This is a genomic window from Nitrincola schmidtii (assembly GCF_008973715.1).
Taxonomy (GTDB): domain Bacteria; phylum Pseudomonadota; class Gammaproteobacteria; order Pseudomonadales; family Balneatricaceae; genus Nitrincola; species Nitrincola schmidtii.
On sequence record NZ_WBOL01000003.1, the window covers coordinates 223,193 to 247,717 of the forward strand.

The window sequence follows — 24,525 nt, forward strand, 5'->3', positions numbered from 1 at the left end:
GTCAAGAAAACAATGAATCGATTTATCGTTTGCTGTCGTAAGGCTGAGGTGGTTAAACTGCGTCGCTTAAAGATTCTTTCATAGAGCTGCTTAACAAGGAGAGAATAATGAAATACTTACACACCATGATTCGTGTTAAAGATTTAGAGCAATCGATGGCTTTTTTTAAGCACTTGGGGCTTGAAGAGATACGTCGTCATGAAAGTGAGCAAGGGCGTTTTACGCTGGTTTTTATGGCACCTCCGGGTCAACTTGAATGCCCATTAGAACTAACCTATAACTGGGATGGCGACCAAGGCTTACCCTCAGATAGTCGACATTTTGGTCATGTTGCTTATGAGGTAGATGATATTTATGCCACCTGTTCGGCGCTTCAGCAAGCCGGCATCCTAATCAATCGCCCACCTAGAGATGGTCGCATGGCCTTTGTGCGTTCACCCGATAATATCTCCATCGAACTTCTGCAAAAAGGAGATGCGCTAGCGCCTCAAGAGCCTTGGAGCAGTATGGAAAATACAGGACATTGGTAACAATGATCGAGCAATTTTATCTTGGCTGGGATGTCGGGGGTTGGAATTGTGATAAAAACGCCCTAAGCCGAGATGCGCTGGTTCTACTGAACGCTAAGGGTGAGTGGGTAGGTAGTGCATGGCGCGGTAACCTTCGTGACATCATTAATCAAGCCAGCACACCAACGGAATTTATTACCGCTGTGTTTGGTTTATGTGACGTGGCGGTGCCTGACAAACCATTTCATGTCACCTTAGCCATAGATACGCCACTTGGCTTTTCAGATGCCTTTGTTGAGTTGATTACTCAAGATAGGGCAACAGCGTATATAGGGCTTTCTCAAGATAACCCTTACTTGTATCGAGCGACGGAACGTTTTCTCTTTGAGCGTGGCATTAAACCCCTGTCGCCCATTAAGGATATGATTGGTAGCCAAGCAACCAAGGGTATTCATTTTTTGTCTCGATTTGCACCGAATAAAGTCTTGGCAGGGGTCTGGAGCGATGGTTCTCAGTTAACTGCATTTGAAGGGTATCCTTCAGCCTGTAAGCGATCCCCGATAATGCAGCAATACTTTGCTGAATATCCAGATTTACTGAACGATGACAAGCGCGATGCGTTGTGGTGTGCTTTAATCGCTTTTCTTTTTGATACAGATAAAGACAAAGTGGCCTTTCCCCACAAGGATATTTCAATGACTGAGGGTTGGATTTTTGTGCCTTTAGACGCATTTAGCGACAGTACCCTTTGATTTAGTGTTGTTTTTATAACAATTTTATGAAAATTTTTACACTTGCTATGCTCTATTTGAATAGTGATGTGCGTAAAGAGCAACATCACCTACTGGAGAAGACTGAACATGCCGTTGAGCAATGCGATTATTAAGATTACCAACCTGCGACTTCGCACGTTTATCGGGTTTAACCCAGAAGAGCGTGAAAAGAAGCAAGATGTTGTCATTAATGCTGAAATTCATTATCCCATTAATCGTGGTTGCTTAACCGATCAAGTGGATGCTGCATTAGACTACAAGGGAATCACTAAACAAATCATCGCACATGTCGAAGATGGACAGTTCCTGTTACTCGAAAAACTTGTGTCAGATGTGTTGAGCATTTGCACTCAAGCAGAGGTGGTGACTCATGCTCAAGTCCGAATTGATAAACCGCATGCGTTAAGGTTTGCTGACTCGGTTTCTCTCACACTTCATTATGATAAAAGCTGATTAAAAGCACAGGAGCAGATGTATGATCTCCAATGAAGCGGCACGTGTTCGTCAAGTATTGATCGATAGGGGATTAGAAACACCTCTAACGGAACAGAGTTTATCGGCTGAAGAAAAATATCAGAAGATCAAAGCGTCTATGACTGATGTTGTGAAAACACTAGGTTTGGATCTTGCTGATGACAGTTTGGCTGAAACGCCACATCGTATTGCTAAAATGTATGTCTATGAGATTTTCTCTGGGCTAGATTATTCAAACTTTCCATCGATGTCTCTTATTGAAAATAAGATGCAAGTTGACGAGATGGTAAAAGTTTCTGATATTGATTTAACCAGTACGTGTGAACACCATTTTATTACCATTGATGGGTCTGCAACGGTGGCTTACATTCCCAATGAAAAAATCATTGGTCTTTCAAAAATCAATCGTTTAGTGCGCTTTTTTGCACAAAGACCTCAAGTGCAAGAGAGGCTGACTCAGCAGGTTTTAGTTGCGCTACAAGCTTTGTTGGAAACTGAAAATGTTGCGGTTTCTATTGAAGCAACACACTACTGCGTTAAATCCCGTGGTGTGATGGATGTTAATTCTAAAACATCAACAACTGCTCTTGGCGGGGTTTTTAAAGAAAATATTCATACTAGAGCTGAGTTTTTAAAATAATACTCAAAAATAAGTTTTACATGCATATCTTTATTGCTAATTTTCATGAGTTATAAGGGAGAAGTCTCTTGAGTGAAGTTATTCTGATTACCGGCGTGGGTCAGAGAATAGGGTTTCATCTGGCTGAGCATTTACAGCAACAGGGTTATCAGGTGATCGGTACCTATCGTACTGAACGTTCTTCACTACAACACTTGACCAATCTTGGTATTGACCTGTTTCAATGTGATTTTAATGTCGGTGATCAGGTTCAAGCGTTGATATCGCATGTAAAAAATAAGTCACCTGCATTAAGAGGTATTATTCATAATGCCTCTGACTGGTTGCCTGATGGTACAGCGGATCAAGCGCTATTGACCATGCATGTGATGATGCACATTCATGTTGCTGTTCCGTATCAACTAAATTTGGCACTTAAAGATCTGTTATTAGCTTCCAACTCGGCTGATATTATTCACATTACCGACTACGTGGCAGAGAAGGGAAGTAAAAAACATATTGCTTATGCTGCAAGCAAGGCTGCTCTGTCTAATATGACGTTATCCTTCGCACAACTGCTAGCACCCAAGGTTAAAGTTAACAATATTGCACCGGCACTCATCTTGTTCAATGAAGGTGATGATGAAGAATATAAGTTAAAAGCACGCGCTAAGTCATTAATGAATAAAGAAGCTGGCGCAGCTGAGATGACAAATGTTGTTGATTATTTGCTCAATAGCGGTTATGTCACAGGTCGTACCTTGGCGGTTGATGGCGGTCGACATTTAAAATAGAAAAGCATCTAAAATTGGAAAGCAACGCTTTTCCAAAGACTCATAGATTCTTTATCACTAAATCCAAGGTTTCCTTAATCGGTGCTTTTATCTGTAATTGAGAGATAGGGTCTGCGCGAGTCACTCCTAGGGTCAGTGTCGTGATGGGTAGTTTCCAGTCAGCAGCATAACGACAAAAACGAAATCCAGAATAAACCATTAACGAAGAGCCAATCACTAATAATCCATCGGAACTCTTGAGTGTGTCTAAGCTGTGATGGACTCGTTCTTTAGGCACATTGTCGCCAAAAAACACCACGTCTGGCTTAAGAATGCCGCCACACTTGGGGCAATCGGGGACCTTAAAGGTAGAAAAATCCATCTCTATATTCGCATCACCATCAGGTGCGGCCTCTGCTTGAATAGAGGCAAAATCAGGATTTAACTCGGCAGAGCGTGTTTGGACGTTATTACGGTCAACACGATAATCGCACGACATGCAGATGACTTGATCGGATCGTCCATGCAGATCCGTAACCTGTTGCGAACCTGCATGTTGATGCAGACGATCAACATTCTGCGTCACTAACAGGTTGATATGGCCTTTATGTTCCAAATCCACCAGTGCATAGTGCGCAGGATTTGGTTTGGCATCACGCATGACAGGCCAGCCCGGTAAACTTCTTCCCCAATAACGTTGTCTTACAGACAGTTGCGTCATAAATGCTTGATGCTGCACCGGTTGTTTTTGCTGCCATTGGCCATTCGCATCTCGATAAGCAGGAATTCCTGAATCTGTGCTCATGCCAGCTCCGGTCAGCACCATCAGGCGAGGGTGCTTGCGGATAAATGTATGAAGTTTTTCGGCTGCTTCTGAAATCAACTTATTTCTCTTTTAATGTTGTTAAGCTTCAGCTCATTTAACCACTGTAAACTGAGATGATGATAAAGACGATTACACTTACGTACCAATGCATATTAATGGTTCTTCTAGTCATAGGAGTAACGGCTTGTGGAACTCGCTATCCTCTGAATATTCCAGAAGAGCAGTGGGTGTTGATGTCACCGCAACAGCAGTTAGATGCCAGAAGTCAGCAAGCGGCACTTGATAAAGCCGCTCATGAGCGAAGAGTGGCTGAAGCGCGGGCAAGAGAGGCTGAGGCTCTTAAAGAAGCAGCAGAGCTAGATCAGCGTAGACGAAATGCAGAATACGGCGAAAGAGTGCAATGTATTTTAGATCCTGCTGAAGTCTATGTCAGAGGGCGCTGGGAAGCTGCAAGACCTGTTGCACTAGATCTTGTTAGTGGTTTCGCCGATGAAATGGAAGCCATCGATTCGCGTGGGCACTATGGTCAATCTTTTTATGCCAGTTTCGATGGTCAAACCGTTCGTGTGTGTCGTTCAGCAAATGCCGTTCAACGACGTTCAGTGGGAGAGTGTGCAGAAATGATTGCGACTCGACAGCAATATGAGCGAGGTATTTCGCGCCAGATTGAACAAGATAGATTAATTCGAGGTGATTTGTACTGTGATTTAGTACCTCAAGCACCGCGTGGGCAGCGCTTGAGGTTGCATTAGTAACCTATTGTTACTAAATGAGTTCTGCCCAAAGGTCGTATTCATCTGCGTCAATAACGCGGGCGCGGACAATACTACCAGGGATTAAATGAGTCGCATTGTCCAAGAAAACCTGACCGTCGATTTCTGGTGCATCTGCTTTACTGCGCCCAACAGCGCCTTCTTCAACCACTTCATCTATGATGACATCGATCTCTGTTCCGATCTTCTGCTGCAGTTTTGCGGCACTGATTCGCGCTTGAACTGCCATAAAACGCTCCCAACGATCTTGCTTAATATCATCAGGAATATGCTCGGCAATATCATTGGCTGTTGCGCCATCAACCGGTGAGTATTGGAAGCATCCCACGCGATCAAGCTGAGCTTCTTCCAGAAAATCCAATAATTCTTGGAAGTCTTGTTCGGTTTCACCGGGGAAACCAACAATAAAGGTGCTACGAATCACGAGTTCCGGGCAAATAGCACGCCAAGCGCGAATACGCTCAAGGGTGTTTTCCGCATGTGCAGGACGTTTCATCATCTTTAGAACGCGAGGGCTGGCATGCTGGAATGGTATATCCAAGTAAGGAAGAATTTTTCCTTCTGCCATCAAAGGAATCACTTTATCGACTGATGGATAAGGGTAAACATAATGCAAGCGAACCCATACACCCAAATCGCCGAGTGCCTGACAAAGTTCCAATAACCGCGTTTTAACCGGACGGCCATTCCAAATACCCAGAGGGTATTTCAAATCGACACCGTATGCACTGGTATCTTGAGAGACGATCAGTAGCTCTTTTACGCCTGCTTTAACTAAGCCTTCCGCTTCTTTCATCACATCTTCAGCTTTGCGGGAAACCAGGTCGCCACGAAGGGAAGGGATGATGCAGAAAGTACAGCGATGATTACAGCCTTCACTGATTTTTACATAAGCATAATGACGAGGGGTCAGTTTAATACCTTGTGGAGGCACTAGGCTGATAAATGGATCATGAACAGGAGTATGAGGTGCATGTTCATGAACAGCGTTCACCACGGACTCGTAGGCTTGAGGTCCAGTTACCGTTAACACTTGAGGATGTAGGTTGCGAATTTCATCTTCATTCACACCAAGACATCCGGTAACGATCACGCGACCGTTTTCTTTGATGGCTTCACCGATGGCATCCAAGGATTCTGCTTTAGCGCTATCGATAAAGCCGCAGGTGTTGACGACCACGATGTCGGCATTGTCATAAGAAGGAGAGATCTCATATCCCTCTGTACGAAGTTGGGTCAGGATGCGTTCGGAGTCAACGAGTGCTTTAGGGCAGCCTAGGCTAACAAAGCCTACCTTGGGTGCGTTCATATACTTTCAAAAAACCTTAGAAGAAATCAAAGCGCAATTTTATCGAAATCCACTTAAAGAGGCGAGTAAAGACGCTTGCATAGGCTTTTAATAATGATATTATTGCTAACGATACATACCATTCAATACGTATTGTGTACTAAATAATATGGCTAGAAGCAGTAATACTCATCAAGCAGTTTTTAAGGCAGCAGACACCTTGCTAGAGCAAGGTGTGCGTCCTACTCAGCAAAATGTGCGAGATTTAATTGGTAGTGGCAGCATTACAACCATCAACAAAGCTTTGGGTGACTGGTGGGGCTCATTAAGTGAGCGGCTCAATCGTCGTCACGATCATCCTGAATTACCAGAACCTGTGATTAGGTTAGCGAATCAGACGTGGGATAGGGCGTTGGCTTATGCTGAAAAACGCTTTCAAGAGCAAAGCGCTGTTTACAGTGATCGTATTCGAGAGCTTGAAGAGCTGCTGCACAAGGCCGAGCAGGATGGCGGCCATTCGTTAATAGCATTACAGAAGGATTATCAAGCGCTATTGCAGAAATATACGTCCTTGTTAGATGAAGTTAGAGTTCAGCATCAAGCCGTTAATACGCTTGAAGAAAAGTTATTTCGTAGTAATAGTAAGCTAGAGGTCACCGAACGAGAGTTGAATCAGTCGCGTCTATCTGCTGGAGGAAATCTACAGCAAAGTGATGAAGTGATTGAATATCGTGTTAAAATCCGGATTCAAGAGGAGGAGATAACTCGTCTTAAGAAGCAAAATGCTGATCTGCAATCCGATAATGCAAGCCTAAGACGCGCACTGTCTGAGGCGGAGAAAGAATCGCTCGAACGTCGTCATCAGTTAGAATTGGCACAAGCTCGTCATTCTAAGTGATTCATATGCAACAGTAACGATTGTGTCTGGTTAACGGAAATAATGGAACAATTCATACCCGAAGGTAGCTCAGTCCAGGTGATTCGCGAATTGATTCGCGAAGCCAGTCCAGGTGAGGTTTTTTGCTGCCGTGAAGCTGCTTTATTCGAAATAACTAAAGTGGCATTGATTGCAGAAAAAGCGGCTGATATAACTATACAACTTTTAGATGAAGGCAATTATGTCATTAGACAGGTGTCTTCTAAACGAAGAATTGATCAAAAAAAGAGTGAGCATCTTAACGATCGTCAACTTGCAGTGGTCAGAGCGCTTGAAAAGGTGTTACAGCACTGTCGCAAGGAGGGCGTGCAACTGATAGGATTTAGTGACGAGTTGGTGGCACAGCCTGCTCACCTTGATCCGGCGGAAGGAATATCGCCTTTTGCGCTAGATTTGGATACGAGTGACGTATACAGAGGCGCAGATAGCTTGAAAAAAGGCGTTTAACTATGGCAATCCGTTTGTTATTGGTTGATGATCATTCCATCATCCGAGCCGGATATCGGCAAATTTTGCAAAAACATCGTGATATATCAGTGGTTGCTGAGGCTGAAACGGGCCAGTGTGCGGTGAACTGCTGTAAGGAATATCGTCCTGATGTCGTCGTTTTGGATCTCTCGATTCCTTTTAATAATGAATCTGATGAAGTTTCATTTGCTTGTGGTTTAGAGACTATTCGTAAAATTGTTGCTCTGCGTCTTCATACTAAGCTTTTAGTGCTGACAGCGATGTCTAACGAACCCTTTCCAACTCAAGCGGTTACAGCGGGTGCTTCTGGCTATTTAACCAAACACTGTGCCCCTGAAGAATTAGTCGTTGCTGTTAAAGCTGTCGCTAAAGGTGAGCAGTATTTTTCAGCATCTATCCGCAATGAGATGAATCCCGATAGTGAGACTAATGCTCCGCTAGTGAATCTTAGTAAGAGGGAGCTTGAAGTCTTTAGTATGTTAGCAGAAAGCTTTCCAATCAATCAGATAGCAGAATCTCTTTGTTTAAGTCCTAAGACAGTTCACGCACATCGTGCAAACATTTTGCGAAAGCTTAAGCTGAAGAATAATGCTGAGCTAGTCAAAATGGCAGTACGCTATGGAGTTGCTGTCAATTGATAGATTGACCAGTGACATCAAGTTGTCATCTTCTCTAAGTATCCTCTTTTTTCTTATTACTTATCAATGGAATACCCAATGAATTGCTATAAGTTGATCATCTTCGACCTAGACGGAACTTTATTGGATACGGTTGAAGAGATAGCTGCCTCTATGAACGATATGCTATCGGAATTTGATTTACCTAATGTCACGCTGGATCAGGCAAAAAATTGGGTAGGAAAGGGCGCACCTCACTTTTTAAACCAAGTAATGGATTATCATCAGCTTAAAGTTGATGTTGGTTATGATGAGTTATTACAACGTTTCTACCATTATTATGAAAGGCGTTCTGGTACGGGAAGTAGCTTATACCCGGGCGTTATGGAGGCTTTAGAAGCCTTGTATGGATCAGACTATAAGCTCTCAGTTGTGACTAATAAGTTCAAGCGTGGCGCAGATAAGGTACTTCAGTCACATAAAATTGATCATCTATTTGATGACATTATTGGTGGCGATTCTTTTGAACACAAAAAGCCAGATCCTATCGCAGTTCATTACCTAATGAAGAAGCACGGAGTTCAACCTGAGCAAGTTCTTTTCATTGGGGATTCAACAACTGATGTATCAACGGCTAAAAATGCAGGTGTAGAGGTGTGGGCGGTGCCTTATGGCTACAATCATGGTCAGCCCATAGAGTTAGCTAATCCTAATCGAGTCATGAGTTCATTTTCCGATGTTCTCGATATCTTGAACGCACGCCAAATCCCATAAATTTTAAGTAGGTTGGTAACTGATAACTGCAGCTGAAGAGTCTGCTTTTGCTAATTATATAACTTCGTATAATGTATATTATGTTAAATCGTATAGTTGTGAAGTTATACGGATCGCTACTGTATTGTGTAGTTTCCGGTTCAACTCTGAATTAATTCAGCCCTATCAGAAACTTTGGTGCTTACAGTCACCGACATTGTGATATGTGTTCCGGGTTGAGTGATTGGAATTCCCACATTCAGGAATAGTTAAAGTTAAAAGTCGTATCGGGATAGCATCATCTGATGAGCCACCATATGCTCTTGCATGATAGCTAGCTCCAACCTTTCCATTATTTCAACAAAAGGAAGTAATGTATCCGGTGTCTTCGCCTTTAAACGGCTAAATTGATGCGCCTGAGCCCAAAATTTTTCTGCCTGATTTATCTTAGTAAGCAATGATTGTTCTAGGTTTTCTTCTGATAGCTTGGGAAAAATTAGCGAATCTGACTTGCTTTCTAATCCCATTAGCATACCGGCAGGGTCAAAATCATAGAACCCGATCACACATGCAGGCGGATATGCCGCTAATGCAATTTTTAGCTCTCTCGCGTCACTCTCATGACCTCGATAAATAAATAGTGGATTAGTGAAAGGTTGCTCAAATTTCAGATCATTGATAGATCTCATAACGGCGCCATTTTCAACAATAATCACTTCAGCGTCTTCGAGTATGAGATGATCAATTGGCACAAGTAGATTTGTGCCGCGTGGTGTTATGGCGGGTCCATTGATTGTTTGTACTTCATAGCCAATAGGAGCTGCTACTTTTAATTGACCTGCAAAAACATTCTTTCTTGCAAGTTTTTCATTTATTCCTATACTCGCAACGTTAATTCGATCCTCGGGTATTGAGTTTTCTACAAGTGGATCGATACCTGTTTGATCTTTAAACCATCCTCTAAGCCCTTCCCTATCCCTTCCATTGAACCGGATATAAGAACCCACAATGTTACCAATACCTTGTTCATCATGAATTTTTTGAAAACTTTTGTTTAGAGTAGTTGCATCTTTGCCACTGCGAAGAAAGCGCTGGATGATTTCAAACTCTCTATTCATTGCGGCCTACTTTCCGAAGAACAATATCAGATACCCAGAAGTTTCCACTGAATGTATCATCCGGTGACTCAACAAAGTGAATATCTAAACTTGCACGCTGTTTTAGCGGTAGACCGTTGATTTCATTGAAGAGAGCCATGTACCAAATCTCTAACTCACAGTGATTGTCTAGTTTGCTAATGTGATAAACCTTTTTAGCCGATATAGGTTCATCGGTTCCAGATAACAGCTCTAATATTTCTTGAACGACTATTATCATAGGGTTTACAGGTATCTCGACAGCTTTTTCATTGAGCCCATTTTTTACGGGTTGTGGTACAAATTTCTCTTTTTCAGTAACCGTAAGCGTCGGTAGAGATTCAACAATCGATGCTAATATATCTTCGTGCTCGGGATTTGCTAAATCAGGGTAGATCGGATTACATAGCCGAACTGCCCTATTTAATACAGAAGGGAGATCATTAAGATCATCTACGCTTGGGTGATAGGACTCATCCCTATCAAACTTCTCAATAAGGCAATCAACTAGCCTAGCTTTTTCTTGTTGGCGGTTGATCGTGTGCAACATGTTTATTAATCGCTCTATCGAATAACCAAGTTGCTTACGGCAATCTTCCAAAGCGCTGGGAATGAATTTTAAAAGTAGTCGTCTGAGGTCTGAGTCATCACCAGCTTTGTTATGAAGGTCTTGGTAGTCAAAAGTTTCCAATATTGTATTGAACTCAGATGCCCGTTCTATCATTTTTCTATTTTCGATAGCTCTCAAATCGAGGTTATGTATATGAGTGAATTCGGTATTAATATGTCTTGCATAAATAGATAGTGAGCTTCTCAAACTTTCTATTAACTGATGTCCAAAAAAAAAGGCATTCTCTAGGTAATGATTACTATCCTCTAATGCTCCTCTGTTTTTGGCTTCACGATAACCATCAATCGTTCCTTCAATTTCTTTCCATAAATCGGCTACCGCACTGTTCGCACTGAATCTAAGCTGGCTTCGAGTGACTACCGCCAACAGTGATGTCAGACTTTGACTTAAACGAACGGGTTCATCCATATCTATTTGCCAAGTTAGCTGATGTTTCATCAGAGACTTGATAGCCGAACGGTTTTCTTCAGTGTCATGTAATGCTCCACCTTGGTTAAGATAAGCATCAATAATGATATCTCGGTGTTTTGCTAATGCTTGGAGAGCATCAGCAGCATCATCAATTCTTGCCATTAGACTAGAGTACCTTGAATTTGTTGATCTCCAGATTCATCATCCAAACGCTCATGAGCTCGGATGAATGATAGTACATCGTATAAATAGCTCCATCGACCTGTCGCATTATAAAGTGATCCGGAGCTATCAAGCTTTATCAAATATCCTAGTTCTTCAAGTTTGTTTAGAATCTGGTTGATGCGGCCCTTTCCATCAGTAGCGGCAGATTTAAACAGTCTATGTCGAGTTAGATCTTCTAACGCTTGATTAAGCTCAGGTGAACTCTCGATAAATCCGAGTAATTCACTTTCTTTTACAAGCATCCCAGCTTCTATCGGCCTACCTGTGGGATGACAGTCCCTCGCCAAACGCATCCAACGAACTAGGGGTTCAATTTCACCAGCAAACAGTCTAAAAACACCTCTGATTGCTCGTTTTGCTTCTGCTTCATCGGCATCTAAATAGGCACAATAGTATCCTTTACCATCGGAGGTGACTCGTACAGCGCGTTCTATTTTTAAAAGGTAATCGCCTACCTCTCGCAGATTCGATTCGCTTTGCATGAAAGCGAACTCCCCTGCTAAGGTTTCATGACAAATAATTTTGTCAGATAATAGAGCTTGAACAGTTCGACTAAATAATTGTGAATCCATTATTTCGCCTCCCCCACAACCAGTTCAGATATTCGCGATGATAACTCTCTTTTAATACCACTCACCTGTTCTTTTAAATCCCTTACTCCTGATCGACGGTCAATAAGCTTCCGATGCTTGAAAAACTTAAGTAAATTAGGGTCTGTACTCGGAAATGCTGAGAAGCAATAAATACCAGCTTCATCAAACATTGCGAACACCCTCGCTACATTTTCGGGCGATAGGGCAGCAAGTTCATCAATAGGCCAGTGAAGCGATATATTTAGATTTGGGCACAGATAACGTGCCATACCTTTGAAAATTACTAATATTGCAAGATATGAGATACCGTTTGAGCTCACTGCATCAAGTTCGGCTGCACTAGTAGCATGAGCCTTTCGTCCATTCTCTTCTAAGCAGATCCGCAGTCTGATAAGAGAGTTAATATCACTTTTTATTCGTGCATTTTGAAGTGCATCGTTAGCCACCTGAATAGACTCCAACAGCACATTTGGGGGGAGTTTAAAGTCTCGATTCTCACACCAATCTACCCATTGCCGATTAAACTCAGACAGCTTTCTCCAATAGTCTCCTTCTTTCACTACAGATGTCACCTGTAACTCGATATTCGTCAAGTTTTCAATCCGTTGATTAGCGTTGATATTTTTTCCAAGATGGCGCGATACTCTATCAACTTCTTTGTTCAGTGAATTGAGGTTGTCATGATACTTCGAAAGGCTATCTCCAACAGCTCGGACTTGTTCAATGAGTAGATCTCTCAAATCTGGCACATCATTATCTAATAAGTGTGCAAGATCATTTGGTTGGTTCAACCTAAACTCCACATCAAACTCATTAAGTCCTGAAACCATTTTGCGCTGGTCAAGTAACATCTGCCAAGCTTTGTAGATACGAGAGTTTACATATTGTTGAAGTATTTGCTGAGCGATACTCACTCCATTGAGTACGTCTTCACAAAGTTGAGATTCCCTTTTTATATGGCGCTCAAGGTCTAAGATGAGTGCCCCAAACGGATGTTGTGGCTCGATGATCTCGTCAATTAAAGGACACTGATTGACAAGACTCGTACCCTGTCGAATCTTGTCTTCCAGCTCTTTATGTTTACTTGTATCAATAGAAAGCTGCTGTTTAAGTTTGTTGCGTTTTTGAGAGTAATATTTGTTGTGACTGTTAATATTTTCCTGAGCTTCGTTACGAGCCGTCTCAGATTCTCGTAGCTGTTCTTCAATAGTTTCACGTGTATCCCAACGGACTTTGGACCAATGGTCAAATTTTTCGATCTCAATCCAGTAGTCTTTAATCTCATGCACAAGCTCTGTCTGATGATTCACTTTTCCACGCAATTCACGAATATCATCTGGATTCATTCCATTCTTTATACAGTCTTCGGAATAACGTTTTTCAATGCGTTTAAGTTGTTCTATGAAATCACTCTCTGCTTTTTCTAAGGATTCTTCTAGTTGCTCTTTTTTGTGTTGAATTCTCTGACATTCCATCTGGTATTTAGCGTTGATCTCTTGATGATGTTCACTAAAGCGATGATTAATTTGGCTACGTTTTTCATTAATCTGAATTTCAGTCTGAATGATTTCGGCAGCGATTCTATCCATTTCATTTTTCGCAGCCCTTTGATCTGCTATAGCATTTTGCTTAGCCGTTTCTTTAGCTTTCTTTTTCTCGTTCCGCAGATTTCTGAGGCGACTTGTAAGCTCATCAATATCGTGACGAAGCGGTTTGATCTTATAATCAAGCTCTTTCAGCTGAGTTTGTATAGCGCGTGCTTCGGCTTCTCGTTCTACAATTGTTTTTTCTGCATTTCTAACAATCCCCTCTTGCTGATCCAACCGCTGAGCGAGTGTTTCATTATCTGCACAATGATCGGGGATATCTATTTTTTCTAGTAACAGTGACCAGCCAAAGACAGTATCAGTCGAACCAATATACTCCGGCTCAAGATCTGATCTTAGGAGCAGGTCTTTATTAATAATACGACCGATCGACTCTGTCCACTTTAGATTTTCTCTCCTAAACTCAGATAATAAAGTTCCGTCATTAGGATAGGCTATAGCTTGAAGGGAGTTGAGCTTCCCTCGCTCCTTATCAGTATTGATTTTCGCTTGATCAAGCAAATCAAGTGCACTAATACGCTGTTTTTTTATAAGATCAAGTTCTAATTCGAGTATCTTCAGAGATTCACGTTTTTTATCAATTTGTTCTAGACAGGTGAACTCTGAGGATTCAATATTGGTTAATTCTTGAATATCTAGGGAACGCTCTATGTAAGTGTTGGCTGTAACTTTTGCTGTCGCATGATTAGAATTAAGTTCTTTTAATCTCTGAGAAAGTTCGCCGCCATTTAAAGAATCGATAGCTTTCTGCTTATCTTGTGATAGAACTTGTAAAACTTCAGATTTTTCTTGTTCGCCTGCTCTAAGTTCTTCAACTAACTGGTTGCGCTGGATATTAATTTGATTCTGAATCTGATCGCGATGTCCACGAGCTTTGTACTTCTCCGTGTCACGCTCACCTTCTAAGTTTTTAACTTGCTGTGTTAACTGATCCAGCTGTGTTTTGAGGTTATCAAGACGTTGTTGCTCTTGTTGAAGATTTGAGTATTTGGCTTTTTTTAAGTGAATGTTTTGCTCATTAATCCAAGCATCATGGTCTTTATAGATTGCTTTAATATCTCTATCTAATTGAGATGTTTCACTTTTAAGTGCTTGATATCGATTCCTGAGCGTCTCAGTTTCAGTTTCATATTTCTCTTTTTCTTCCACCAGTTTTGATTCAGTTACTTTCATACTAGTGGCTAGCTGAGATAGTTCATTATTTGCCTCGACAAGTCGAGCTTTGAGTTGACTCGCAGTGTCGTCACGATTCTTAACTACAAGCAGCCGAGTGTTATTGTTTTCAATGCAATCTCTAATTCTGCCTTCGGAAGCTGTGAAGTCCCTTATGGCTGCTATATCTTGAATAAGTGTTTTATCTTTTAGGTGCTCTGGACGAGAATTGATATGGATGTCTTTGAACTGTGTCTCTGCGATCATTTTTTTTAATCGCTCAAACATGTCTTTTCTACGCAATATAGAATAGCTCATTCGATCTAGGTGGCTCATGCGATCGTTAGCACCACCTATACAATATTCACGAGCCAATGCCACATCACCTGCATTACTACCCTTTCGCTGAAGGAGGTTACGATCATTTTGGATAATAGATCGGTAGTCTGTAATCGTATCCAACTGCTTGCTTATTGTTATATTTTGGACTCTTAAATCGTGAAATATATCGCTGATTGAAACACCTGATTCTAATAAAGGCTTGATCTCTGGACTGAATAATGTCTCTTCTAAGCCCCCTCGTACAAAACGATAAATCACTTTAGATCCTGAGGTGTGTCTATACATAACGACTAGTCTAAAGCCATCCTCTCGCTCATGTTCGAAAATAATAGCGCTCGACTGCTTTGGAAGGTAAAAATCCAGAAAAGAGTCCTTATCTGCAATTTGGTCTACAAGCAGACTTGGCTCAGTACCATAAAATATAGGGATTAAATTAAGTGCCGATGTTTTGCCAGCACCGTTTCCACCACTGGCATTTGAATGACCATCAACATCGAACTTTACTGTCATATTTGTAAAGTATGAGTTGTGAAGCACGATTCTTTTTAAACCCAACATTTTAGATACCAAGTCCTTTATGAACGAAAACAATTTACATAGCTTAAAAACGGACCAAGACTATTGATCCTGACACTCAAACTTTGCAATAAAACTACCCAGTGTATTTGCTTCTTTCACCTCGTCATGGGGTATCAACAAGTACTTCCACTCCTTGCCACCATTTGCTTTCAGATAGTTAGATGCATTTAGACACCACTTAACACCCGCTTTCATTTTTTCAGTTACTTCTTCATTCCATGATTGGTCCTGATTTCGGTGCTGTGCGCTTTTTGTTTCGATCATCAGCACATAATCGTTTGTTTCGGCCACGAAGTCAGGCACGTATTCAGGATGTTCGGTGCCTCTTTTGTAGTACATTTTGAACTGACCTTTAGCTGGCTTGAACCATTTGATGGCATCACGTTCAAGAATAATGGAGAAACGCCTCTCGGTGTCCGAATCGAACTTCTGAATAGGATAAAGGCACTTGCTAAAGCCACCAAAGAGCATCTGCTTAATTTTACTGACGTCTGAAACTGTATCTCGGTAGCTTTTAAGGTCCCGACCTTGGGCAGCTGTGTATGAACAGTCTTTCAATGTTGTGAAGCCACTACGCACATCTACTTCATATTCAGTTGCTTCTTCATAAAAATGCTTATCCATTTGAGCATGAATCAATCGGGCGATAGCATCGCTTTGGTTCTGTAAAATATTAATGACATCTTTTTCATCGTTAACTGTACTTAAGCACTCTTCAGCTTGCCTAGCCAAGTCGTAGAGCAGATCAGCATGTTCATCGTAAGGAATATCATCATAATCAAACAATTTTTTGAGTATGTAATTCTCTTTAATTGGCTCGTAGTTACCTGAGCCGCCCTCGCCTATTTCTGTCTGTTGATTGGTTTGTAGACTTTGGCTAACTAAGGATCTTTCTTGTGGTCTGAGTCCTTTAATTCCCGTTAAATCTAACGTAAAGGTTCTATAGCCACTCGTAACAGTGCCTTTAGGAGTCACTATAATACGTGGAATATCGATGGTGTTGTTCACCACTAAAGCTGTCGTCTTAGCAACAATATCTGCTATATCAACCTGCTGCTCATCTTCAAGCAAGGACTGCTGCCCTTGGGTAAGATGCTCTTTAACCGCCAGAATCATGGCTTGCTGCAAGCCTTCTGACTGAAGTGATTGACTGGTAGGCGCTTGCTGTGGCTTTGTTTGATATTCCTTGATAATTGCTAACGCGGCTTTCGCCGCCTTTTTCTCAGGTTCAGATATAAACAGCGGTTGCGTGGGTAGAGTTATCGAATATTGTGTGCCAGCGCTTCCTGTTGTCTCACCTCCTGATACCAGCGCATTAATATTCGAGCTGACTTGGACACTTTCGGTTTCTATCGCATCCTCAGGATGATCAAGAATCAGCTGTTTTAGGCGCAGTGGATTATCAGGGTTGTTTGCTTCATCCACAATTTCTTGAAATTTGTCATGGGCCACAATGCTCAAGCGATCCACGGGCTCTACACCAGTACGCTTGCCGTAAGGAAGACGCAGCCCTCGGCCAATTGACTGTTCAATTAGGGTTCTAGCATTAGCAGCGCGAAGCGGTACGATGGTATAAAGATTGGTAACGTCCCACCCTTCCTTTAGCATATTGACGTGAATAACAATTTCGGTAGGCTCATCACTATTTTCTACATTTAGCAATGCTGCTACGGTTTCCTCCTCCTTACTGCTACTATCTACCTGAATCACTTTACCGAGATATTTGCCATCAAATATCGCTTCAAGCTTCTCTTTTAGGGCTGTTGCATGTGTGGTGTCGCGTGCTATCACCAACATAAAAGGTTTAACAACACGAACATCACTTTCGTGAGCATAGGTGATCAACTCCACTTTCGTGGCTTCGTGTAAGCGAATACCATCCATTAATTTGATGGTTTCCAGCTCTTCTTTATTATACTGGCTGACATCAAAGTTACGCTGTGTGACAACGGCTGGCTCTTTAACAAAACCGTCATCCATAGCACGAGCTAAGGGATAGTCGACCACGACATTTTGAAAAGGCGTTGTACCTCGGCTAGTTTCCACGAAAGGTGTTGCTGTTAGTTCAAGCCCCAGTATTGGTTTAAGCTCATTCAATGCCTTAACACCTGCACTGGCACGATAGCGGTGTGACTCGTCCATCAGCAATACTAGGTCAGGTAAGCTCGCTAAATAGTTGAAATAGCTATCACCAAGATATTCCGATAACCGCTTAATCCGAGGAGCTTTACCCCCTCGAACCTCCGAATTGATTTTGGAAATATTAAAGATATTCACGGTGACAATCTGCTGATCGCCTAATAAGTCTCTGGAAAGCTGTGAGCCCCTTTGCTCATAGTTATCGCCAGTGATTACAACAGGGGCTTCGATAGCAAACTCAGATATGCCTTTGAATACATACTTGGGTGTTCCGGGGCTAAAATCGGCAATCAGCTTTTCATAAATAGTCAGGTTGGGTGCGAGAACAAAAAAGTTTTTGATGCCGTGCGCAAGATACAAATAACTGATAAATGCACCCATCAAGCGCGTTTTTCCCACACCTGTTGCTAATGCAAAACACAGAGAAGGAAACTCACGTTCGAAATCTTGCAGGTTTGGAAACTCGGCTTTAATAGCATCCAACATCTCAGACACATCATGCTTAGGATCGAGTAACCTATCACCTGTGGCTTCAATTGCTGTAGCCAGAGCTTCTAGTGACTCACGTTGAGGCGCACGCAAACTCAAACGACCTGAAATACTGTTAATGATTTTCTTATCCATGTCTTACTCCATTTCTTAAAACAGGTCGTCTTGTTGTGGCTGTGCGTTTACAGAATCAGTCTGTGCCATAGGTAGATTTTGCACATTCAAACTGTAATCATCATGTGCCCACTCGCAGTGCTTCAACACAGCCTTCGGCAGCTTTTTAATGGTGAGATTGGCAAAACGATCTGCGTTACATCGAAAGGCACCACACATCACTAGCAGAGTTTTATCGCTACCAACGTCCTCGCTAATTAATTCCAATTGCTCTAATGAGAGATTCTGTGTGGTCACATAGATGAAATCTGTTTCAGTCGAATAGCCATGTTGCCACCAAAGGGTATCAGAAGGCGCATAGGTAAAGCCCTCTAATTTGCAGACCGCTTCGGCCAGCATTTCGGCGTTATACTCTTTATTAATGATCCAGTTATCCCATTGGTCTTTTTGTAATAGAGATGGTGCAAGCTTGTAGTATCGGAAACCGCCTCCGCCTTGCCAGTTAACCGATTTGGATACACCATCTTGATCTACTCCATTAATTACTTGTTTCAATCTAGGGACAATGTGAGAATGGCAATGATCACCAAGTTCGATAGTAATCCAGCGACGTTTTAATTTGTGAGCAACCGCAGCAGTTGTGCCTGATCCAGCGAATGAATCTAATACCAGATCGCCCTCCTCTGTGCACAACTCTAAAATACGCTTTAGAAGATATTCTGGTTTTTTTCCTTTGGGAAACTTAACTCCACCTTCTTTATGTAAGTTGTTGGAAAGTAAATCATCCCAAAGATTGCTTAATGGTTCGCCAGCCACTAAGCTACCATCAATTTCCTTCAGTTTGTCTTTGTAAAATAGAATTCTTTCACCATTCTTAAAATACATGTTTGAATGGTTATCTCTTTCTAAAAAAAACACTTTGTTGGGCTCTTTTTTTGAGGCATCTATTGCATCTCTGACGTTTTGTCCAACTGAATTATAATCAGGTCTAGCAGTACGAATTACTCTCTCAGGATAGCGCATTACAAAATTTTCAAGTTCTTGCTCGTAGCTTGCCCCCAGTGCTTTTTTAAGCTGCCTAGACTGTAACCCTAGTTCTTTTGCAACCGCTTGGTTTAAAGGTATACTTTTCCAACTTTCGTAATTTTCATAATAATTTTCTATAAATTGAGAATATCTTGTATCTCTTTCTTTTGCTGTGAATAATCTATTCGGTATCCAATCTTTTTTACTTTTGGCGTACACAAGAATAAAATTTGTTGTGGTAACTAGACCCGGATTAATTGCTTTATGTCCTGTTACAGATCCTTGCTTAAAAGTTACAATTGAAACTCGATTTTCCCTTCCAAATACTTCATCCAATAAGACAGTTAAATATGCAATTTCATTATCGTCAATATGTACAAATAGTGAACCATCATGTGATAGTAGCCGGTGAATATGCTTTGCTCTTGCATACATCAGATTGAGCCAAATTGAGTGCTCTAAACCATCATCATAGTTCTCGAAGGCTTCACCTGTATTAAAGGGAGGGTCGATATAGATACACTTTACTTTTCCAGTGTACTCTTGCTCCAAGGCTTTTAAAGCCAACAAGTTATCACCAAAAATCAATTTGTTATCAAAAATATCGTTTTCTGTTACTTTCTGGCTAGCATGATAGGAAAGCGCAGGATCTTCCAGCAGGATGCGGGGTTCCAGTTTAGGCCGCTTGTCTTTTCCTATCCACGTCAATTCGAGTTTAGTTTTTTTCATTGTTCAGTTACTTCCAACTGTAATTCTATGGATTCAGTTTCACGTCTATGATCGGTAAAAAATGCTTTTCTCCAACACGCAAATAGTGCTTCAGCCATGATGGGCATTTCGCTTTCGAACTGCTGTTGTGTGATGTTTTCTCCCATCCAACGTGCTTTTTTACCTTTGTCTTTGCGAGTGCAATTGGCGATTAATAGCGGAGGGTAGTAGTCTTCCAAACCATTGCAGGGCAGTAAAAAGAGTTGATTGTTTCGCTCTAAGTGTCCGTTATTTTTCTTAAAAGCATCAAATCTTGACTGCTTTTCAGGATCAGGTTTGTCACAAAGTACAATCAGACGGTCACTGTATATAGGTTTAGCATTCAGAGGTACGAAGACTCTGTTTAATCCATTCATACTTTGACTCTGTGCTTCGTCATCCCCGTTTGCTGCCATAATATGAATATCAGGCTTATCTGTATAAAACCGACTAATGATACTGTTATAAAATTTTACCTCAGATGGCCCTTCAACAATTAGGAAGTTTGCTGGCAGAAGTATGTCGGCTGGGCTACCACCCAATAGATCATAAACTACAGTATGCTTTTCTGTTCTAGTGATTTTTTCGATGCTCGTCTGGCGGTCATCTTTGCTCACACGAAAGAATGTTTGACTGGCATCCTGATCACCGTCAGCAATCATGACAGACGAATGAGTGGTTATAAAAACCTGATCATTGCCATCACCAGTGGTTAAATCCAATAACGACTTCTTCAAGTGTCGCTGACCTGTAGGATGTAAATGCAACTCTGCTTCATCGATGAAAAATATAAATGATCGCCCTAAGGCTTCACTTCGTCTAAAGTCAGCGTGTGCTTTTATGATGGATAGCATTAAGGCACGTTGCATGCCATCGCCCTTATCATCGGCCTTTGTAACAACCCCATCATCTAGCTCTGTGTTATAGTTTTTTAAAAAGTCGTCAAAAGCAGGTGTTGTAACACTAAAATTAATCTTGGTGCAATCTGGAAACTGTTCCTGTAGATATTTGGATACAGAATCACTAAGGCCATTCAGTGCCTGACGAACTTTTGAATCCTGATCGCCGAACAACCTTTCAAACTGCGCTACAAAAGCTTGATATTCAGTGTCTTTCTCCAGTGTTTCTGCTACGAGCCCGCTGAGCATCTGCCCGATAGGTGTAGTATTTTTGTAAGCAGATACATCTTTGAAATTTTTAGTAGCTTCAATGAATTCAAAACGTGGTATACCGTTGTTAAATGCAGAGTCTGCACCCATTGGCTGTTTTTTCCATGCACTTTTTGACTGATCATAAATCAATCTATCTTTACTACTTTTTGATGAGCGTTTAACACGCATCTCATCTGAATCGCCAAGGATACTTCTGAGTTTTTTCTGGTTTTCTTCATTGGTTATATGAGCAATACCAGCTTGAACATCACCGAACACAATCTCAACTTCCACTTCTTCATCTGAACTTGCATCGCAATGTCGTATTTCGAAAATGTCACCCTTTCCGTTGTAAAACCATTCGATAGCTTCAAAAAAATTCGATTTGCCGTGATTGTTTTGTCCAACGAGGATGTTAAATTTTGATGGGGTTAGAACTACATCTTTTATTGAACGAAAGTTTTTTATGAGTATTGCTTTTATTTTCATCGTACACTCCATTGTAGAGTAAATAATGTTTCTGCCTGAGTCTTCCTGTTTAGCTTACCTTCAAGTGCCTCAATCAATGCCTCACGACGATCATCAACCTCATCTTGTTTGTCAAAGAGTTCACGTCGGTTTTTGTTGCGTTGACTTTCCAGTACTTTCTGCTGTTTTTGTAGAGCGAGCTTTTCTTCTAAAGTGACCGATACCTTGGCATCACGGCGTACCTGTTTGATTTCTTTATCGAGTTCTTTGATCGATTGCTCCAGCCCTTCTTTTAGATCATCGGCCCAACTATCAAGCTTGTCTACTTCCTGCTCGAAAAAATTGAGATTTCGTTCGTTAACCGATTTTTCAATCTGATTGCGTTCTGCTTCTAGGATTTGATCAAGCTGCCTATCTGAATTAGAAGGCTCGGCTATCTTAAGCTCTTGTTGGAAGTCTCGCTCATAAGCCGATAGTTGCATCAGTTTTTGCACAACTTCTGCGGGGATGTGGTTGCCTTGATTATCAAAAGCGGCAAACAGCAAGTATTCCTCACAACGCTCTAAAGATTCGATACTGAATTTTTGTAGCCGAAGAGTTCCTGTCAGACCAATTAAACTTTCAATAACTGAAACCTTGGCATTATGAGCAGAATAATCAAAGATCAGTTCCGCTGGTGGCAGTAACTCACGGTTAATAGCTTGTTGCAGCACCCATTCCCCTAGTGGAGCTGAGAGCCTGTAGCGATGGGCATTCGCCAGTGTGTCCTCATCATTATGCTTGGTTCCACGTTTGTGAAGCTGGTAAAACCCTGTCTGAACCTGAGGGATGGATGCGCTTAACTGAAAGCTATGGTTGCTTGGATTAAAGGTAGCAAGATTCTGCAATTCGTGCTGTGTAAGTATCCAAAACCATCGCCCTACTTTATCGAGCCTTTGCTCGGCATCATTTAGCCGCAGTTTTAGCAGGTCATGAATATCCTCATCGAAGTTTTCTAGCAAGAGTTGTCGAGTGGCTTGCATCTTCTCATTGATATCGGCTCCCAACTCAAGCTGTAGCAGTTTAAATGCCGAATCAATCTCTTCAGATCTGCGGCAAGTAGCATAAATCGCTTGGATACGTTTTTCAAAGTCTAAACCAGATTCTATGCTACCTAGGACTTCATCAGATGCGCCGAACACTCCGTCAAATAGATGAAATTTTTCTGTGAGCAGTTCCAGTACGCGTTGATCCGCTTTGTTAGACTCATTCAAAAAATTGATGACAACCACATCAAACTTTTGGCCGTAGCGATGACAACGGCCTATGCGTTGCTCTACCCTCTGTGGGTTCCAAGGCAAATCGTAGTTGATTAACAGTGAGCAAAACTGAAGGTTAACCCCTTCTGCGGCTGCTTCTGTGGCAATCATTATTTCTGCGTGATGCTTGAAGTGATCAATCAATGCTGTGCGCCGATCAATCTGAGGCGAACCGCTTATTTTGTCGCTATCTTTATTTTCATCAAGCCAGCGTTGATACACTTCTGTTGCTTGAGGGTGATTGTTAGAACCACTGAACGTCACTATTTTGTCTGCAAAGCCATTAGCTGCGAGATAGTGGTTGAGATATTCCTGAGTACGTTTAGACTCGGTAAAGACAATGACTTTGCGCGGGGCACCCATCGCATCCATTTTATCGAAGCCCTGACCCAAGGCTATTAAGAGGGCTTTAGCTTTACTGTCTGTTTCGATAGCCTTGGCCTTGGCGATATACAACTTGATTTCACTTATTTCGTCATCAAGCAATTCAAGATCTATATCATCATCAGATATAGTCGAGTCATCCACTTCTTCAAGGTAGTCTTGCTCAAGATCATCCTCATCGACTAAGGTAGCTACTAGGTCATAGTCACAGCTATTGTGCTCTTTAAGGGACTCCAAGCGCTTTAAAATGGTTTCCAGCGTGTACATGACAGCATGAGAACTGGATGCTAGAAGTTTCCGCAGAATCAAGCCAGTTAAATGCCGTTGGCTACGAGGAAGTGCATAGCTTTGATCGCGCTCTAGTAAGGCTGAAATGCCATTGTAGAGATCTTGCTCTTGTGTTGTTGGCCTAAAGGGAACAGTCAGTGTCTGGCGCTGTGTGTAGCGTACATACTCCAATACGTCACGCCTCAGCGTGCGATGTATAAAGCCCTTTAATCGAGTTTTGAGTTCAGCAACTGAGCTTCCACCCTGAATATAATTTTGGCGAAAAGTTTTATCATCACCAAATAAGTGTTCGTCAATAAGGGTCGATAATCCATACAACTCAATGAGAGAGTTTTGTAGCGGTGTTGCCGTCAACAATAATTTTTTGCGACCAGACAATGCACGTTTGAGTCGTTGACCCATATTGTTACTGGTACGATGCGCGTTTCTCAACTTATGTGCTTCATCAATAACAGCTAAATCCCAAGGTTCTACCAGTAATTGATCGTCGAGCCGAGCAGCATAGTGATAAGACATGATTATCACTTTCTTACCTGAAAGCGGGTTATACACCCCTTCTCTTTGTTGGTTTTTCCAAGTTTTCGCATCCAGTATCTGCGAAGGTAAGTTGAATTTATCCAATAACTCTTGTGCCCACTGCCTACGTAACGATGCAGGACAAATAATCAGAAGTCTACGGCGTCTTTCAGCCCAGTATTGCGATAGCACCAAGCCTGCTTCAATGGTTTTACCTAAACCAACCTCATCAGCAAGCACTACACCTTGACTTAATGGATTATTTAACGCGAAAAGTGCTGCGTTAATTTGGTGAGGATTGAGGTCGACACTGGCGTCAAATAACGACTGAGACAGACTATCAACACCGCCTGAAGCATGTCTTATTGTCAGTTCATGAGCAAAATATTTGGCTTGATAGTCAGTTATTGGCATCCCAG

Annotated in this window: 20 protein-coding genes; 10 read left to right on the forward strand and 10 right to left on the reverse strand. The window is 41.8% G+C overall.

Features of this window, described 5'->3' with window-relative positions; genetic code table 11:
- The first annotated feature begins 107 nt into the window (after positions 1-107).
- The 5 genes from F7R24_RS04370 (at position 108) to folM (ending at position 3,169) form a co-directional block, all read left to right on the forward strand.
- Entirely contained in the window at positions 108-530 is a 423-nt protein-coding gene (locus F7R24_RS04370) for a VOC family protein (RefSeq protein ID WP_151670023.1), read from the forward strand.
- 2 nt (positions 531-532) lie between these two features.
- A complete protein-coding gene (locus tag F7R24_RS04375; protein WP_151670024.1) occupies positions 533-1,261 on the forward strand; it encodes a hypothetical protein in 729 nt (242 codons plus the stop codon).
- Positions 1,262-1,369: 108 nt separating this feature from the next.
- Positions 1,370-1,735, forward strand: coding sequence for a dihydroneopterin triphosphate 2'-epimerase (gene folX, locus F7R24_RS04380; protein ID WP_151670025.1), 366 nt, complete (start codon positions 1,370-1,372; stop codon positions 1,733-1,735).
- A gap of 22 nt (positions 1,736-1,757) precedes the next feature.
- Positions 1,758-2,396, forward strand: a complete 639-nt coding sequence (gene folE, locus F7R24_RS04385) for a GTP cyclohydrolase I FolE (protein WP_151670026.1) — start codon at positions 1,758-1,760, stop codon at positions 2,394-2,396.
- A gap of 68 nt (positions 2,397-2,464) precedes the next feature.
- Complete coding sequence (folM, locus tag F7R24_RS04390; protein WP_151670027.1) at positions 2,465-3,169, forward strand: dihydromonapterin reductase; 705 nt, start codon at positions 2,465-2,467, stop codon at positions 3,167-3,169.
- Between the two features lie 40 nt (positions 3,170-3,209).
- Here folM and F7R24_RS04395 read toward each other — a convergent pair whose 3' ends face one another.
- Entirely contained in the window at positions 3,210-4,031 is an 822-nt protein-coding gene (locus tag F7R24_RS04395; RefSeq protein WP_338087084.1) for an NAD-dependent protein deacetylase, read from the reverse strand.
- A gap of 98 nt (positions 4,032-4,129) precedes the next feature.
- On the opposite strand from F7R24_RS04395, the gene F7R24_RS04400 reads away from it, so the two are divergent.
- Positions 4,130-4,726: a hypothetical protein gene (locus tag F7R24_RS04400; RefSeq protein ID WP_151670028.1), complete on the forward strand. Its 597-nt coding sequence runs from the start codon at positions 4,130-4,132 to the stop codon at positions 4,724-4,726.
- 13 nt (positions 4,727-4,739) lie between these two features.
- Here F7R24_RS04400 and rimO read toward each other — a convergent pair whose 3' ends face one another.
- Positions 4,740-6,056 carry a 30S ribosomal protein S12 methylthiotransferase RimO gene (gene rimO / locus F7R24_RS04405; protein ID WP_151670029.1) on the reverse strand — a complete coding sequence of 439 codons (1,317 nt, stop codon included), beginning with the start codon at positions 6,054-6,056 and terminating at the stop codon, positions 4,740-4,742.
- A 148-nt stretch (positions 6,057-6,204) separates the two neighbouring features.
- On the opposite strand from rimO, the gene F7R24_RS04410 reads away from it, so the two are divergent.
- From F7R24_RS04410 to F7R24_RS04425, 4 genes are all read left to right on the forward strand, one after another.
- Positions 6,205-6,933, forward strand: a complete 729-nt coding sequence (locus F7R24_RS04410) for a DNA-binding protein (protein ID WP_151670030.1) — start codon at positions 6,205-6,207, stop codon at positions 6,931-6,933.
- A 42-nt stretch (positions 6,934-6,975) separates the two neighbouring features.
- Positions 6,976-7,419 carry a response regulator gene (locus tag F7R24_RS04415; protein WP_168926773.1) on the forward strand — a complete coding sequence of 148 codons (444 nt, stop codon included), beginning with the start codon at positions 6,976-6,978 and terminating at the stop codon, positions 7,417-7,419.
- A 2-nt stretch (positions 7,420-7,421) separates the two neighbouring features.
- Positions 7,422-8,078 (forward strand): response regulator, encoded by a 657-nt coding sequence (locus F7R24_RS04420; protein ID WP_151670031.1) that lies wholly within the window; start codon positions 7,422-7,424, stop codon positions 8,076-8,078.
- A 78-nt stretch (positions 8,079-8,156) separates the two neighbouring features.
- Positions 8,157-8,831 (forward strand): phosphoglycolate phosphatase, encoded by a 675-nt coding sequence (locus F7R24_RS04425; protein WP_168926774.1) that lies wholly within the window; start codon positions 8,157-8,159, stop codon positions 8,829-8,831.
- Between the two features lie 254 nt (positions 8,832-9,085).
- Here the strand turns inward: F7R24_RS04425 and F7R24_RS04430 are convergent, their stop codons facing one another.
- From F7R24_RS04430 to F7R24_RS04465, 8 genes are read right to left on the reverse strand one after another with little or no spacing between them, the layout of a single operon-like run.
- The gene (locus F7R24_RS04430) at positions 9,086-9,928 is read right to left on the reverse strand and encodes a DUF7281 domain-containing protein (RefSeq protein ID WP_151670033.1); all 843 of its coding nucleotides are present in this window, start codon (positions 9,926-9,928) and stop codon (positions 9,086-9,088) included.
- Positions 9,921-11,150, reverse strand: a complete 1,230-nt coding sequence (locus F7R24_RS04435; protein WP_151670034.1) for a hypothetical protein — start codon at positions 11,148-11,150, stop codon at positions 9,921-9,923. Before F7R24_RS04435 ends, F7R24_RS04430 begins: the two co-directional genes overlap by 8 nt.
- Complete coding sequence (locus F7R24_RS04440; protein ID WP_151670035.1) at positions 11,150-11,785, reverse strand: MarR family transcriptional regulator; 636 nt, start codon at positions 11,783-11,785, stop codon at positions 11,150-11,152. The genes F7R24_RS04435 and F7R24_RS04440 overlap by 1 nt, the downstream gene beginning before the upstream one ends.
- Positions 11,785-15,465 (reverse strand): ATP-binding protein, encoded by a 3,681-nt coding sequence (locus F7R24_RS04445; protein WP_151670036.1) that lies wholly within the window; start codon positions 15,463-15,465, stop codon positions 11,785-11,787. The genes F7R24_RS04440 and F7R24_RS04445 overlap by 1 nt, the downstream gene beginning before the upstream one ends.
- Positions 15,466-15,525: 60 nt before the next feature.
- A complete protein-coding gene (locus tag F7R24_RS04450) occupies positions 15,526-18,249 on the reverse strand; it encodes a DEAD/DEAH box helicase (RefSeq protein ID WP_151670037.1) in 2,724 nt (907 codons plus the stop codon).
- A 15-nt stretch (positions 18,250-18,264) separates the two neighbouring features.
- On the reverse strand, positions 18,265-19,983 hold the full coding sequence (locus tag F7R24_RS04455; protein WP_151670038.1) for a site-specific DNA-methyltransferase: 1,719 nt from the start codon (positions 19,981-19,983) through the stop codon (positions 18,265-18,267).
- On the reverse strand, positions 19,980-21,641 hold the full coding sequence (locus tag F7R24_RS04460) for an ATP-dependent nuclease (RefSeq protein ID WP_168926775.1): 1,662 nt from the start codon (positions 21,639-21,641) through the stop codon (positions 19,980-19,982). The genes F7R24_RS04455 and F7R24_RS04460 overlap by 4 nt, the downstream gene beginning before the upstream one ends.
- Positions 21,638-24,520 carry an SNF2-related protein gene (locus F7R24_RS04465; protein ID WP_151670040.1) on the reverse strand — a complete coding sequence of 961 codons (2,883 nt, stop codon included), beginning with the start codon at positions 24,518-24,520 and terminating at the stop codon, positions 21,638-21,640. The genes F7R24_RS04460 and F7R24_RS04465 overlap by 4 nt, the downstream gene beginning before the upstream one ends.
- Between the last annotated feature and the right edge of the window lie 5 nt (positions 24,521-24,525).